The sequence below is a fragment of the Candidatus Phyllobacterium onerii genome (genome assembly GCF_028331445.1).
GTDB lineage: Bacteria > Pseudomonadota > Alphaproteobacteria > Rhizobiales > Rhizobiaceae > Phyllobacterium > Phyllobacterium onerii.
In genome coordinates this window covers 983,628-998,489 of sequence record NZ_JAQMHX010000001.1, presented here as the reverse complement: position 1 = coordinate 998,489, position 14,862 = coordinate 983,628, and the positions used below count along the sequence as shown (strand labels likewise).

Sequence of the window (14,862 nt, the reverse complement as noted above, 5' to 3'; positions counted from 1 at the left end):
ACTTGCTCTAGGCCTGGACCACTCGCCTTCCCGCATTGGCGATTGGCGTCGTCACGCCGCTCATCATCGTCCTGGCGTAGACCAGTTTCTGGAAGCGGCCGTTGATGGAGATGCGTGGCAGCGCCCACATATTGGCCCGATGTTCGGCGTGGATGGTGCCATGCCTTGTCGTGACTGCGGAGACAAAACCTTCCGCCGCGGCTATCTCGGCTTCGCGGCGACCTGCAGCTTTTGAAGAGCCGTAGGGATAGGCGAAATGGGCCGGCCGCTTGCCGAGTTCTTGTTCCAGCATGTCGGCGGACAGGCGCATTTCCTGCGCGACCATATCCGGAGTCAATTTCTTAAGGTTGTAGTGATGGACCGTATGCGCGCCGATCGTGCATAGCGGATCGCTGGCGATCTGGCGCATTTCCTTCCAGCTCATGACATCCTGATCGGCGGCCACGCCGCAGATCATTCCCTCTTGGGCGCACATTTCACGAAGGACCGGCAATTGCTCCAACTCGGTCAACGTGTACGAAAAATAGCGCATCAAGGCATGAAAAGTTGCACGCTTTTGAAATAGGGTTCCGCAACGCCATTCCGGTCCGCCGGGGATCCTTATGGAATCTGCCTTGGCAATGAGTTTTTCGGCGATCTCCCACCACAGTACCGCGGCACCCTCGATCAGGCCTGGCGCCGCATATATTGTGAACGGCGCATTGTGCTTCTGGAAAACCGGATAGGCGTGATTGAGGTTGTCGTTATAGCCATCGTCGAGTGTGATGGCAACAAAGCGCCGTTTGCCGGGTAGTCCAGCTTTGACGCGCTCGGCCATCTCGTCCATGGAGACGATTTCCGTGCCTTCGGATTTCAGCGACACAATGATTTGATCGAGAAAGATGGGCGTGATCGCCAGTGAACGGGTGACGCCGAGCGGACTGATACAATCCGGACGTACCCGGTGCAGCATGATGATGGAACCGAGCCCGCCAAAGCGGTCGCGTGTGCTTGAGGCAAAGCCGCTATGCCAAGCCAGTCTCATCACGGCTTTTCGTATCAAGTCGGCCGCGTGGACCATTCCTTCACCAATTCGCGTTATTTGAAGATATCGAAGGGATTCTGTTCATCAACTCTTGCGACTTAAACGTTTATATATGGTTGATCAACAAAACCTCGCCGCCTTTCGCATCTCTTCCAATGGAACGCAAGAATGTCCATCACTTCACGACAAGCAAAAATAATTGCACCGCTTGAAGCCAAAGCATTGTGGAATGAACTGGGCGAAGATTTTCTTGCCGGTCCAGCACAAACCGCCAACTGGTTTTCATTCTGGCAGTCATGCGTCAACGCAGACTGCCTTGTCGCGGCAATACATGAAGCGGACAAGCCGATTTTCCTTTTGCCGCTGGAGGTTGTGAAAAGAGGTCCCGTCCGGATTGCCGCGTTTCCCGGAGGGCCGCATGCCAATTGCAACTTCCCGGCGCTGGCGGCTGATGCTCAAATTACGGCGGCCGATCTCATTGTTCTATTTAAAGCGCTGCACAAGGTGCGGCCGGACATCGACGTTGTCTCGCTTGTGAGGCAATTGGATGAGCTTGACGGCAGGGCAAATCCGCTGATGCAGCTGCAAAGTCGCGAGAATGCCAATATCAGCCTGGGTATCACGCTGGACCGGGATTTTGAAATCGTGCTGGGCCGGCACAATGCCAAACGCAAGAAGAAGAAGCATCGTCAGAACACGCGGCGGTTCGAGGAGGCAGGGGGATATCGCATCCTGACGGCCACGACTCCCGTCGAGACCAACGCGATGCTGAACAACTATTTCGAGTGCAAGGCAGCGCGGCTCGCAAAGGCTGGGATCAAGAACACCTATGAACCGGCGGGAACCATGGAATTCTTCCTGCAGCTGTTCGCCCACGAAGTTCAGTCGGCAATGCCAGGCTTCCAACTCAAAGCACTTGAAGTGGCGGGGCAGTATCGCGCGGTTCTTGGCAAGTCTTATGCGAGAAAACAAACGTTCATCGATTTCATCGGCATCACGGAGGATGAACTGGTCAGCGCCAGCCCCGGCGAGTTCCTGTTTTTCGAAGACATTCTGGACAGTTGCGAGACGGACCTTGCGATTTACAGTTTTGGCATTGGCGACGAACCGTATAAACGAAGCTGGTCCGATCTCGAGGTGCAGAGCTACGACACCGACGTCAGCCTCACGACGAAGGGCCGCCTGTTCGCAGGATATCTCGGTGCGCGCGGCGGGCTCGTGCGCCGTATCAAGAAAAACGAAACCGTCTGGGCCGCCGTGAAAAAAGCCCGTTCGCGTCTTTTTGGAAAACGCTAGGCCGAACGTACAATCCGGCCAGAATCGAGACGCAGATGCTCTTTCTCGAAGGGTGTCAGCAATTCGGGCTCAAGCAGCTTCGCGTCATAAACAGCCTTGGCTGTAGCGGCTACGTCGGGATCGTCAGGGTCGACGACGCCGAGGATGAGTTCCGTTCCGTCGGCTAGCAGATGCTTCAGCTCGACAACAGTCGCCGGACCCGCATCGACAACGACAAGATCATAGGCTGACTGCAGGGCATTAAGAATCATTGGCAAACGGCCAACGGATTGCATGGCCTTTGATGGATCGTGGTTGCCGAGCGGAATGATCTCGGCTTGCGAATAGTGGTCCGGATGGATGACATCGCTGAAATGCTTTTCCGAAACGAGAAGGTTTGTGATGCCAGGAAGGTTCTTGTCGTCCAGCATGGAACGGCCGATTTCACCCGATCCGGTCATGTCGACGAGGATGACCCGCACGCCCCGGTCGGCAAGCTCGCGCACGAGCAGGATGGTCAGGGCCGACGCCTCATCGCCTTCCGGCGAGACTACCACGGCGCGCGCTGCACCGCTCGCCATCAAACGCATCGCGACATTCGCAATGCCCGAATGACCAGTGGGGATTGCCGGCGCTTCCGCTGGAGCCTGCGCAACCAGTGTATCCATTTCCGCCAGCTGCTCTTTCGCTTCGGAGACCGCCGGCTCTTCAGGCATTTCATGGATATCGGCGGCAAGGGGCGCGACGGGCCCTGCCACTGGCTGAGTGGGTTCCACAACAGGCTGGACTGGTTCAGGGATACTGCGAACGGCCACCGGGGGTGTTATATCTTCCGCGACGATTGCCTGTGGACTGGCCGGACGAAGCGCCTGTCCGCTGAACAGTGCCCGCAGCAAGGTGATGATGCTGAGCAGCAGCAGCGATGCAACAAATGCGGCAATTGTCATCGGGATCTTCTTCGGGAAATACGGCTCGATCGGCCTGTCGGCGCGGGAGAAGATACGCGCATCCGCTGGCAGATAGCCGCGATCCGTGCGGGACGACGCTTCGCGATAGCGGGTCAGGTATGATTCGAGCAATTGCCGCTGGGCGGTGGCTTCACGCTCCAGCGCGCGCAACTCCACTTCTTCTTCGCCCGCTTTTGAAGATTGCGTCTTCAACTCATTGAGCGAGCTCGTCAATTGGCTCTCGCGTAAACGTGCAGTTTCAGCTTCGGCTTCGAGGCTGCCAAGAACCTTGCGAGCCTCGAGACGGATCTGATTATTGAGATCGGCGAGCTGCGAACGCAGTGCCCGGATGCGGGGATGGCCGCTGAGCAGAGATGCGGAAAGATCGGCGATATCGTTGTTGAGCTGTACCTGACGCTCGCGCAGGCGCTGGATCAGCGGCGAGGCCATGACCGCTGGGAGTGTTTCGACAGGCGCACCCTTGGCCAGCGCAGCGCGGACGCTCTGGGCGCTTGCCTCGCTTGCGGCCCTGTTTGCCCGTACGCGCGAAAGTTCAGTGGAGAGTTCTGAAAGCTGCTGGGTGGCGAGAACAGCATTGTTCTGGCCTATCAGGAGGTCCGAGGAGCCGCGATATGCCGCTACCTTCGCCTCGGCATCCTTGACGCGCTGGCTGAGGTCGGCGATCTCCGGCTGCAACCAGCCGGCTGCATCGGTGTTTGCCCGGGATTTCGCCGATTGTTGCGTGGCGACATATTCGTCCGCGATAGCGTTGGCAACCGATGCGGCGAGCGTCGGATCCTTGGAGGAGAACTGAATGACAATGACACGCGAAGCCGCGACGTTATAAACGAGTAGGCGATCGCGTACGGACTGGAGAATATAGTCGTCGCGCGTCTCTTCATCCGGGTTGTTGCCGATACCAACAGCGCCAAACAGACGCGACAGCGCCGAGGGTTCAGCGCCAGCGGAGAGTTCGGGGTTTTTCGCGAGGTCGAGCTTGACGATAACGCGTTTTAAGAGGTCCGATGAACCTATGAGTTCGACCTGGCTCTTGATACCCTCCTGATCCAGCACCGGACGGTCATCCGCCTGTTGATTTGCGGGCCGGGTGAAAACCGATTCACCCGTTTCGATGAGGATGCGGGTCTCGGCGCGATATTTTGGCGAGACCAATGACATGAGCAGGAATGCCAGTGCCGTCAAAACCAGCGAGCCGACGAGTATTCGCAGCTTGTTGCGCCACAAACTGGCAAACAACGCGCCTATATCAATGTCCACATCGTTTCCGACAGAGCTCGCGGGCATTCCAGAACACTCCAATACGAATGGTATAATGGTAAAGACGCATGGTAACCAGCGGGTTAAGAAGTTGCAGTATTCAACCACAGCGTGCAGTTACCGGTCTGCCGCTGCTAAACTTTACCAGCCATTAACCCTAATGAACTGATAATCCCGCACAGAATCGAGAAAACTTCTCCGCAACGTTTGTTAGGGTTCGTGACGTGTTCAGCAAGCAGATCTTTCTGGTGGCCATCGGCGTTGTTTCCATGACGCTGGGCGGTTGCGCCAGTTACCGCCCGGCCCCGGCAGCGTTCAACGTAGCCATCAACAAGCCTTACATGCTGGACGCGGGCGACCGCATCCGGCTGACTGTGTTCGAGCAGGAAGGCATTACCAACACATATAGCGTCGACCAGGCCGGATATATCTCCGTCCCGCTGATCGGCAGTGTCCCTGCGCGCGGCAAGACCATCCAGCAGATCGCAAAGGAAGTCGCCGCCAAGCTGCGCAAAGGTTACCTGCGCGATCCGGACGTCGCGGTCGAGATCGATCGTTACCGACCGGTCTTCATCATGGGTGAAGTCGGTGCGGCCGGGCAATACTCCTACGTTCCCGGCATGACGGCACAGAAAGCCATTGCCGCGGCTGGCGGCTTTACCCCGCGCGCCCAACAGAACGACGTCGATATCACGCGCCAGTTCAACGGTGAAAGCCTGACAGGCCGCGTCACCATTTCCGATCAGGTGCTGCCCGGCGACACAGTCTATGTGCGCGAGCGGTTTTTCTGATCACGGGAATGGTCGAAAAGCCATCCCTTCGCATCGTTCACTGTTTTCGCGCGCCTGTTGGCGGAATATTCCGCCACGTGCGCGATCTCATCGAAGCGCAAGTGAAGGCCGGTCACAAGGTCGGCGTGATCTGTGACGCATCGACCGGCGGCGACTTCGAGGAAGCCTTGCTCGCAGGGCTGCGCGACCGGCTCGAGCTCGGTCTCAAACGCATTGCCATGCAGCGTCAGATCGGTCCGGGTGATGCGATGGCGGCGCTGCGGACATACAGGATCATCAAGAAATTGCAGCCGGATGTCCTGCATGGGCACGGCGCAAAAGGCGGTACCTATGCACGGCTCTTCGGCTCGTGGCTGCGGGTATCCGGTTCGCGCATTGCCCGGTTTTATTCTCCGCATGGCGGTAGTTTGCACTACGATCCTAGCAGCCTGCAGGGCCGTGTGATTTTCCGGGTCGAACGCGCAATGGAGAAGATGACCGACAGGATCATTTTCGTCTCCGCATTCGAGCAGAACGTTTATACGAAGAAAGTCGGTGAGCCGCGGTGCGGTTTCGCTCTGATCTATAACGGCCTGGCAGACAGTGAATTTGAACCGATCGTGGCATTGCATGACGCCGCCGATTTTCTATTTATCGGCGAGATGCGCGTATTGAAGGGACCCGATATCTTTATCGACGCCCTTGCGAAAGCGAACAGTCAAAGCGGCCAGAAACTGACGGCTGTCATGGTTGGCGACGGCAAGGATCGAAGTCGCCTCGTCAAACAAGCCGGGGCAGATATTCGCTTTCTCATGCCGATGAAGGCACATGAAGCGTTCAGGCTGGCCAAGGTGGTCGTGATCCCTTCCCGCGCCGAGGCCCTGCCCTATATCGTGATCGAGGCCCTCGCTGCCGGGATGCCGGTTATTGCCAGCCGGGTCGGTGGTATTCCGGAAATCCTCGGCGATGATTCCCCTGCCCTGGTGCAGCCAGACGCCAATGATCTGGCAATCAAAATGACCTATGTCATCGGCGATATCACAACCTATAAGGAGATGCTTCCAAGTATCGGAACCCTCAAGCAAAAGTTCGGTATCGAGGCAATGGCTACACGGTTGGAAGCCGAGTATTTCGCAGCGTTGGGACTCTAGATTCCTCAAGCCTTTCTTAGCGCATATGTGCTATTGACAGGCAATTCGGGCGTTCAGGTGAATCATGACAGACAGAAAAGCGGAATCGAAGCTTTCGCGGGAGGTTGTTCGCAACCTTACGCCCGACACGCCGCGCACTTCCGGCAAGAAGCCAGTGCTGAGCCCGGTCGCCTACCAGATCGCCTCGCAATATGCCAAGGACACCAATTCGCCGGTGATGATCAGCGGCATCATGCGGATCATCGAATTCCTGATCATCGTGCTGGCGGGCATTGCTGTCTTCATCATTTACGTGGGCCCATCGGCTTACACGTTCCTGCAGTATTCGCTTGCGATCCTCGCCACGGCAGTGGTCACAGTCATGCTCCTGGAGCTCACCGACAGCTACCAGCTTGCCGTCATGCGCGACCCCTTCAGCAAGTTCGGAAAACTCATCCTCGTATGGTCCGGCGCTTTCGCGATGATGTCGCTGGCGGCGTTTTTCCTCAAGACCTCGGAAGACTATTCGCGTGTGTGGTTTGGCACCTGGTACGGGTCCGGACTGATCCTTTTCCTGGTATTCCGCATAGTCATGTCGCGCCTGATCCGGCGCTGGGCCCGCAACGGCAAGATGGAACGGCGCGCTGTTATCGTTGGCGGAGGCAAGCCGGCGGAAGACCTCATCCGGTCGATCGAACAACAGCCCTATAACGACATTCGCATTTGCGGCGTTTTTGACGACCGCGATGCCAAGCGGTCACCGCCGATCGTCGCCGGTTATCCAAAGCTCGGTAATATTTCCGAATTGATCGAGTTCGCGCGCATCGCCCAAATCGATATGCTGATCGTTTCCCTGCCGATCACCGCGGAAGCGCGGGTGCTGTCGCTCCTGAAGAAGCTATGGGTTCTGCCCGTCGATATCCGCCTGTCGGCGCACAACAACCATCTGCAGTTCCGCCCGCGCGCCTATTCCTATATCGGCTCTGTCGCCATGATCGACCTGTTCGACAAGCCGATCAACGACTGGGATTCGGTGGCCAAGCGCGCCTTCGACATTTTCTTCAGCCTGTTCGGCTTGATCGTCTTCAGTCCGGTTATCCTGGCGACTGTCATTGCCATCAAACTTGAGAGCAAGGGGCCGGTGATCTTCAAGCAGCTCCGGCATGGCTTCAACAACGAGATCATCGAAGTCTGGAAGTTTCGCTCCATGTTCACCGAGATGTGCGACCCGACAGCGCGCAATGCAGTGGTCAAGAACGACCCGCGCGTGACCCGCGTCGGCCGCTTTATTCGCAAGACCTCGATCGACGAACTGCCGCAGTTCTTCAATTCGCTGATGGGAACGCTGTCACTCGTTGGGCCCCGGCCGCACGCGATCGCCGCGCATACCCGCAATCTCCTCTATAACGAGGTTGTCGACGGCTATTTCGCACGGCACAGGGTCAAGCCCGGCGTGACCGGTTGGGCGCAAATCAATGGCTGGCGCGGCGAAGTCGACACGGACGACAAGATCAAGATGCGCACGGAATTCGATCTTTACTACATCGAGAACTGGTCGTTGTGGTTCGATCTGAAAATCCTGTTCCTCACTCCCGTGCGACTCCTCAACACGGACAATGCCTATTGAGCGCGGCAATTGATCAGAACCGGCAGGCCAGCGTCGATCACGCCGCAAAAAACCGCGCTCTGATCAAACTGATTTCGACTTTTGCCGTGGGCTTCGGGGTGTTCCTGAGTGGCTTCGTCATCGATGAACCAGCGCCATACGAGCTGTACATGGCTGGCCTTATCGCCGTCTGGGTCCTATTCGGCCTGAGATTGTCGCGCACGGTCGCCGCCCTCCTCGCCATTCTGGTGGTCTTCAATCTCGGCGGCCTTGTTTCCCTCGCGCAGATGCCCGACCTCAAAGCGGCGCCGATGTACATCGCCGTTTCGCTTTTTCTCGGCTTTACGGCGGTTTTCTTCGCAGCGATCATCGATGCCGACCATCGCGTCCTGAGTGTCATCTTCAAGGCCTATATCCTCGCTGCGATCGGCACATCGCTGCTCGGTATCCTCGGTTATTTCGATGCCTTTCCCGGGGCAGAACTGTTCACGCGCTATGGTCGCGCGATGGGTGCTTTCCAGGACCCGAATGTTTTCGGTCCATTCCTCATGCTGCCACTTGCCTGGCTGGTGCATGGCGTTCTGGTGGGCAACCTTCGGGCGCTGCCGTTGCGCCTGATCCCGATCCTCATCCTGACGCTTGGCATCTTCCTGTCTTTCTCGCGTGCAGCCTGGGGAATGGCCGCACTGATCATTGGCGGCCTCGCCCTGCTTCTGTTCATCAGAAACCCCAATCCGCTGTTCCGGACGCGGATCATCCTGCTTGCAGGCCTTGCCGTCGTGTTTGTCCTGCTCGCAGTCGTCGTCGCGCTGCAAATCCCGAGCGTTGCCGACCTTTTCACCGCGCGAGCCCAGCTGGTGCAGGATTATGACGATGCGCAATTCGGACGTTTTGCCCGCCACTGGTACGGCCTGCTTATGTCGATCGACCATCCGCTCGGTATAGGCCCGCTGGAGTTTGGACCGATCTTCGGCGAGGACACGCATAATATCTGGCTGAAAGCGGCGCTGGACTATGGCTGGATCGGATTTATCAGCTATCTGACCCTTACCATGTTGACGCTGGGCCTCGGACTGCGCATCCTGTTTCGCGAGCGCCCCTGGCAACCCTTTCTGCTCTGCGCCTATCTTGTTTATATAGCGCATGTAGCCATCGGCAATGTCATCGACACCGACCATTGGCGGCATTTCTGGCTGCTCATCGGCATCATCTGGGGATGTGCCGCATTGGAGGCCCGCCACCAAAGAAATGGTCGTTTGCCAGTTCCTGATAGAAGAACGAATTGACCACCATATGATGCGTTTTAAAAACAACAAGAACAACTATTCGGACGCTGATGCCGAACTCATGCAGCGCTCTCTGGATTCAGCCATCCGGCAGCTGAATGGCCAGGACATATCAGATGACGAAATCAACACGCTGGCACGTTTTGTGCGCGCTGCCTTCATCATCGGCAACCGGGATGTGGAGTCCATGGCGAGGTTTGCGGTGAAGGCGGTTCTCATACGACGCAAGAGCCGCGCGAAGCGCTAGGGCCAGGACAGATCAACAGGTTCTGACCCTAGGGTCAGGACCCTCAATTCTCCTGCAGCTTAGCTGCTTCGGCAGCCTTTTTGCGGGCTATCGCGTCATTTGTGGCTGCCGCGGCGACATTTGCCGTATGATCCTCATTACCGGCAACCTGCACCGTTGGTGACGCAAAGCCGATGCCATTGGCTCCGAACGCTTCCCTGATCATGGCATAGGCGCGGCGGCGGATCGTGGACTGATGCCCCGGTTTTGTCATCATGGCGAAGCTCAGATTGATACCGTAGTCGCCGAAAGCCTCGACGCCCTTCATCTTGACCGTCTCGATGATCTGCGGGCCGAATTCCGGATCCTGCAGCAGTTCGGCACCGACGGCTTTCACCAGCTTTTTGACCTTGGCGATATCCGTGTCGTAGCTGACCGAAATAAGGAATTTGTCGATGACCCAGTCACGGCTCATGTTCTGCACGGCACCCAACGTGCCGAACGGTACGGTGAAGATCGGGCCGCGATGGTGCCGCAACTTGACCGAGCGGATGCTGAAGGATTCGACTGTGCCCTTGTAGCTGCCGCTCTGGATATATTCTCCCACCCGAAACGCGTCGTCGGTCATGTAGAAGATGCCGCTGATGATGTCCCTGACCAGGGCCTGCGAGCCGAAGCCGATGGCGACGCCGAAAATGCCGGCGCCCGCGATCAATGGACCGATTGCCACGCCAAGACCGGACAGAACCATCATCACGGCAATCGCGGCGATGAGCACGGCAAGAAAATTGCGCAGAATCGGCAGCAAGGTCATAAGCCGCCCGCTGCGGGCTAGTGCAGCCTCGTCGCCGCCTTCGATCCGGGCTCGTTCGATACGCACGTTGATGAGACCTTTGAGCATATGCCAGACGAGATCTGCGGCGAGCAGGATCACCACGCCACCCAGCACGCCGCGAATCATGCGACTCGCGGCCTCGTCCTCCATCAATCCAATCGTGCGAAAACGAATGACCGCGCCGAGCCAGGCAACTGCAAGTATGATGATGATCACCCTTGCTCCCCGCTCTATGAGGACTTCAAGGACCGGGTTCTTGGCTTTTGGCGCATCATCGGGACCGGAGAAGAACGATTTTACGATTGTGCTGGTTGTCCTCAAGATCGGAGGCAGGATGATGACATAGACGCCGATCCAGAAAGCCAGGCTCATGCCGGCAACCCATAACAGCCAAAGTGCGCATAGATAGAGTGTGAGCAGCCACTCCTTGGCGCGATAGGCCCGGGATGCGACGGGGGCTTCCGGGCGTTTCCAGACGGTTTCCAGCGCCACCACCAGAAGACCGAGACCGAGCGTGTAGACGATGAGGCTTCTGACGTTGGGCGTAAAATTGAGCGCGGTCATCATTCCGGCTACCGCCCAACCTGTGAAGAAGATGCCCGCGAACCAGGCAACACGGTGATACCAGAACGCACCCTGCACATCATCCATCGGAATAAGACGCGCCACGATCTCGCCGCCGTCTGCCTGCCTGCGGTCGGTTGCAAGCACAATGGCGGCCAATCGCATGATCACGCGCCAGGCTATCAGGGCGACAAGCATGGGCAGGACAAGCATGGCCAGAAGCGGCGGCCACGTAAAGGCGAGGAAGGCACCGATACTGGCCAGAGCAAAGACCACCAGCGGTGCTATGGCGGCAAAAATCGATCGGCCGATCATATGGTGCCGTTTGGGCGAATCCGCCTCGGTCGCGGCTGGCACAGCCATTTTCCGGCGCGCCCGGCTGAGAATGCGCCGAAAGAGAAATTCAGCCCCGAACCCGAGTGCAGCAAATGCTGCGAAGAGCACCAGGATCGCCCCCGGACGTCGGCCGTTGATTTCGGTCATGATCGTTGAGCGTGCCCCCGCAAATTCGCCGGGAAGTGCCGGAATGGCCTGTACGAGGCCGCGCAAGTGCGCCCGAATGGCGTTCGACCATTGCATGAAATCGCTTGCCGATGGCGCAACGGTATCCTCTTCCGCCGCCGCAGGCGGAGCACCCTTGGCAGCGATCCATGCCTTGATTTCGGGATCATCCAGAAGTTTTAAAAGCTCTTCGACTTTTTTTGGTGGCGGCTGAGTAGCCGCGGTCTGCGCCTGCGAAACTCCGGCAAGGCTCAGGAAAACAACGCAGCTCAATGCAAGCAGGATGCGCATTTTGGCGGTCATGGCTTGAAACACGGCAGTACTCATGCGTTTGCCCCCGGACAGACGTTTTGGTATATTATGAACGGAAAATAATGGCCTGTCTCACGAATAGTACAGCATTGCGTGCATCGGAATAACGTTGCCGGCTCTATTTACCAGTTCCGCCAAAATAAATGGTGCCATGGCCGTCCCGCCCTATTGCTGCCAACCGTACAGGTTTACATATAAGCTCTGCCAACACGAGGAACGGTCATGACCCGGATCGAATACAGGTTGCATGCATTTGATCTCGCGAGCCCCTTCGGCTTCGCAGACGGCAATATGTTCGGTCACCTCTTGCGGGAAAAACTCGGAAAGCTTGCGCCGGACAAGCGGGCCGTTCTGATCGAATGCGTCAAAAGATTCTTGCTCCCGGCGCTGCCGCGGCGGATAAAGACCGTTCTCGTCGGCACGCACAATCCCATCCGCATTCCTGACGGCGAGACGATCGACGATATCGAGGATTTCACGGTTGGCATCAGGGAAGATCAAGTGCTGGAAGTGGCCGCGGAACTCGCTTCGAAACACGATTGATCGAAAAACATCAAACCGGATGCGCTGTTAGAGTATTGCGGTTTTACGCAATTCCGGACGCAGAACCGGTTCCCACTTTTGCTGGTATTGCTCTCATCTGCTCCCGGAGTAGGCGTATAACCGATATCGCGGCTATACTGGTCGGAGTGGCCGGATTCGAACCGACGACCCCTTGACCCCCAGTCAAGTGCGCTACCGGGCTGCGCTACACTCCGAACCGGGAAAAGCCCTAGATTACCGGGCTTTTTTTAGCAATACCCCAAATCACAGAAAAAGAACAAACTGCACACAAATGCATGTCGTGGGACAGATCAGCATCAAAAGTCCCACAAATGCTTCAAAGATGTTCGAGGCGCTGCAAATGTCGGTGTTGGCTTCTTGCCGATGCTGCTTTTGATGCGCATCACGGAAATCGTAGAAATTGCGCCCACGTTTCGCTTTCCGAAATAGTAGCCGCCAGATGCACGGGCAAGGAAAAGGATGTGATTAGCCGCGGGAAGTCATCCACACGCCAACCAGCGTCACCGCCAGCCCCGCGAACATGGCGAGTGTCAGAGGTTCTGAAAACAGCATCCAGGCCCACAGCATCGTGACGGGTGGACTGAGGTAGATCGCCGCGCTGACCTTGGCTACGGGGAACAGCCGCAGACTGGTGTAGTAGACAGCGTAGGCGAGGAAGGTTGCGATCAGAACGAGCCAGATCATCCCGACCGCGAAATGACGGGTCATCGGTGGCGCAAGGCTGCCTTGCATCAACGCGCAAAGGCCGAAGAGAACCGAACCCATCAGTGTCTGGATGCAAAGGCTCTGATGGACAGGCATATGCCGAGCTTTGCGTTGCCTGTGCAGGACCGACGCGACGGCGAATATCAGCATCGAACCCACGGTAAGTCCGTATGCCCAGACCGGGGCGGTACCGAGACTGAGGGTGTCGAAGGACACGATCAAAACGCCGATGACGGCGATCACGGTTCCCAGCCATTGCCGTGGGGTCAGCCGTTCGCCGAGGACGGGTTGTGAAAGGGCAGCGATTGCCAATGGCAACAGGTCGGCGATGAGCGCGACCAAACCTGTAGGCACCTTCTGCTCGATAGCCAGGGCGAAGCCTCCCAGATACAGGAACACGGCCATGATGCCAAAAAGGGCCTGATCTCTGACCGCACGCATGGATATGGTCGGCCCGATCGCCAACGCGAATGGCAGAAGGATCAGTCCCGAAAGCAGCGTCCGCCAGAACAGGAGAAGCATGACGCTTGCCTCCTGGTTTGCGTACCGGATACCGACGAAGCCTGAACTCCAGCCGATGATCAGGAGGGTGGCGAGCAATGGCCATAGCAGAGGGTGGCGGATCGCGGTGGCAGAAGGAAGAGAGATGTCGGTCATTGGGCGCTCTGATGCGAGGTATACGATCAACCAATAGGCAGATCGCACGGAACGCGCACATGACAAATTTCGATGACCGCATGACTTTTCGCAAATCAGTGTCATAGAGGGCACAGTTCGTGATAAGCGCTTTAGCGAGGAGATTGAAATGGAGATGGCCATGAAAGAACTCAACAGTCGCCGCCTCGAGATCGACGCATTGCGTGCGCTTTCCGCAATCCGCCAACATGGCGGCATTACCCGCGCGGCAGTCGCTCTGGGCCTCTCGCAGTCCGCCGTAAGCCATAAAATCAAAAGACTGGAAATCAGCCTCGACTGCGACCTACTCAGCCGGAAGTCGGCAGGTCCGATGTTCACCGCTGCGGGAGGAGATCTACTCGACTACGCCGGCCGTATCCTCGAGCTGCATGACGAGGCGCTGCTCAGCCTTTCGAAGACCCCGCTAGCGGGGAGGCTTGCCCTCGGCCTCACCGAAGACACGGTGTGTACCGACCTCGCCCGCATTCTGGGCCGGTTTCGGCGTCTGCACCCGAATGTCTCAGTCCGTACAAAGGTCCGTATGAGCCTCGTTCTTCGCGCCATGCTCGAACGTGGCGAACTCGATGCCGCAATCGTCCAGGTCTTCGACCACGAGGTACGCCCCGCCGACGTGGTTCTATACCGGGAAGACCTTCACTGGGTGAAGCATCCAGATTTGTCACTCCCGCAGGACGGCCCGATTCCGTTTCTGTCGTTCGACGACGAGTGCTTCTACCGCCAATGGGCGCTCGACGTCGGTCAGGACGATGCAGTTCTCGAGACCGTCTTCGAGTGCTCGAGTGCCACGGGGATCGTTTTGGCGGTCAACGCGGCGATGGGCGTGGCATTGTTGAGTGACCGCCATATCCAAGGCGAGATGCACGTCGTCATGGACCGACTGCCTCGGCCACCAGCCCTGGCGTATGTCGTCCGCCGCGCAAGGAAATCGAGAAACCCAGCTCTAGACAGCCTAGTCGGCGAGATTGAGAGGGACACTGGCCGTCACGGAGGTTTGGCCCTTGCTGGCTGATAGCGGGGTCACAAACACGCAAGGCATATGCCGGTCGAAATATCCTCGTCCGCAATAACCCGCGGTAAAAAATGCGCTTCGTAGGAACGATCTATTGGAGTCTTACGGCAAGAGGATGAATCAAAAACAATCTG

The 14,862-nt window shown here is 57.5% G+C and carries 12 protein-coding genes and 1 tRNA gene; 8 read left to right on the top strand and 5 right to left on the bottom strand.

Annotation, left to right across the window (positions count from 1 at the left end):
• Nucleotides 1-7: 7 nt before the first annotated feature.
• The gene (locus tag PHA01_RS04790; protein ID WP_271893695.1) at nucleotides 8-1,024 is read right to left on the bottom strand and encodes a polysaccharide deacetylase family protein; all 1,017 of its coding nucleotides are present in this window, start codon (nucleotides 1,022-1,024) and stop codon (nucleotides 8-10) included.
• 168 nt (nucleotides 1,025-1,192) lie between these two features.
• Here PHA01_RS04790 and PHA01_RS04785 point away from each other — a divergent pair, with 168 nt between their 5' ends.
• On the top strand, nucleotides 1,193-2,320 hold the full coding sequence (locus PHA01_RS04785) for a GNAT family N-acetyltransferase (protein WP_271893694.1): 1,128 nt from the start codon (nucleotides 1,193-1,195) through the stop codon (nucleotides 2,318-2,320).
• Here PHA01_RS04785 and PHA01_RS04780 read toward each other — a convergent pair.
• The gene (locus PHA01_RS04780; RefSeq protein ID WP_417020899.1) at nucleotides 2,317-4,551 is read right to left on the bottom strand and encodes a GumC family protein; all 2,235 of its coding nucleotides are present in this window, start codon (nucleotides 4,549-4,551) and stop codon (nucleotides 2,317-2,319) included. The genes PHA01_RS04785 and PHA01_RS04780 overlap by 4 nt on opposite strands.
• A 242-nt stretch (nucleotides 4,552-4,793) precedes the next feature.
• On the opposite strand from PHA01_RS04780, the gene PHA01_RS04775 reads away from it, so the two are divergent.
• The 5 genes from PHA01_RS04775 to PHA01_RS04755 all read left to right on the top strand — a co-directional run bounded on the left by PHA01_RS04775 (nucleotide 4,794) and on the right by PHA01_RS04755 (nucleotide 9,563).
• The gene (locus tag PHA01_RS04775) at nucleotides 4,794-5,315 is read left to right on the top strand and encodes a polysaccharide biosynthesis/export family protein (RefSeq protein ID WP_271893937.1); all 522 of its coding nucleotides are present in this window, start codon (nucleotides 4,794-4,796) and stop codon (nucleotides 5,313-5,315) included.
• Nucleotides 5,316-5,323: 8 nt separating this feature from the next.
• Nucleotides 5,324-6,445, top strand: coding sequence for a glycosyltransferase family 4 protein (locus tag PHA01_RS04770; protein WP_271893691.1), 1,122 nt, complete (start codon nucleotides 5,324-5,326; stop codon nucleotides 6,443-6,445).
• A 64-nt stretch (nucleotides 6,446-6,509) separates the two neighbouring features.
• A complete protein-coding gene (locus PHA01_RS04765; protein WP_271893690.1) occupies nucleotides 6,510-8,051 on the top strand; it encodes an undecaprenyl-phosphate glucose phosphotransferase in 1,542 nt (513 codons plus the stop codon).
• Nucleotides 8,048-9,316, top strand: coding sequence for an O-antigen ligase family protein (locus PHA01_RS04760; RefSeq protein ID WP_271893689.1), 1,269 nt, complete (start codon nucleotides 8,048-8,050; stop codon nucleotides 9,314-9,316). Before PHA01_RS04765 ends, PHA01_RS04760 begins: the two co-directional genes overlap by 4 nt.
• Before the next feature lie 7 nt (nucleotides 9,317-9,323).
• Nucleotides 9,324-9,563 (top strand): hypothetical protein, encoded by a 240-nt coding sequence (locus PHA01_RS04755; protein ID WP_271893688.1) that lies wholly within the window; start codon nucleotides 9,324-9,326, stop codon nucleotides 9,561-9,563.
• 43 nt (nucleotides 9,564-9,606) lie between these two features.
• Here PHA01_RS04755 and PHA01_RS04750 read toward each other — a convergent pair whose 3' ends face one another.
• Nucleotides 9,607-11,769, bottom strand: a complete 2,163-nt coding sequence (locus PHA01_RS04750; RefSeq protein ID WP_271893687.1) for a mechanosensitive ion channel family protein — start codon at nucleotides 11,767-11,769, stop codon at nucleotides 9,607-9,609.
• Between the two features lie 207 nt (nucleotides 11,770-11,976).
• On the opposite strand from PHA01_RS04750, the gene PHA01_RS04745 reads away from it, so the two are divergent.
• Complete coding sequence (locus PHA01_RS04745; protein ID WP_112530852.1) at nucleotides 11,977-12,297, top strand: hypothetical protein; 321 nt, start codon at nucleotides 11,977-11,979, stop codon at nucleotides 12,295-12,297.
• Between the two features lie 138 nt (nucleotides 12,298-12,435).
• Here PHA01_RS04745 and PHA01_RS04740 read toward each other — a convergent pair.
• Nucleotides 12,436-12,512 (bottom strand) — tRNA-Pro (locus tag PHA01_RS04740).
• Nucleotides 12,513-12,783: 271 nt separating this feature from the next.
• Complete coding sequence (locus PHA01_RS04735; protein WP_271893686.1) at nucleotides 12,784-13,680, bottom strand: DMT family transporter; 897 nt, start codon at nucleotides 13,678-13,680, stop codon at nucleotides 12,784-12,786.
• A 160-nt stretch (nucleotides 13,681-13,840) separates the two neighbouring features.
• Between PHA01_RS04735 and PHA01_RS04730 the strand changes: the two genes are divergently transcribed.
• The gene (locus tag PHA01_RS04730; protein ID WP_271893685.1) at nucleotides 13,841-14,728 is read left to right on the top strand and encodes a LysR family transcriptional regulator; all 888 of its coding nucleotides are present in this window, start codon (nucleotides 13,841-13,843) and stop codon (nucleotides 14,726-14,728) included.
• Nucleotides 14,729-14,862 lie beyond the last annotated feature (134 nt).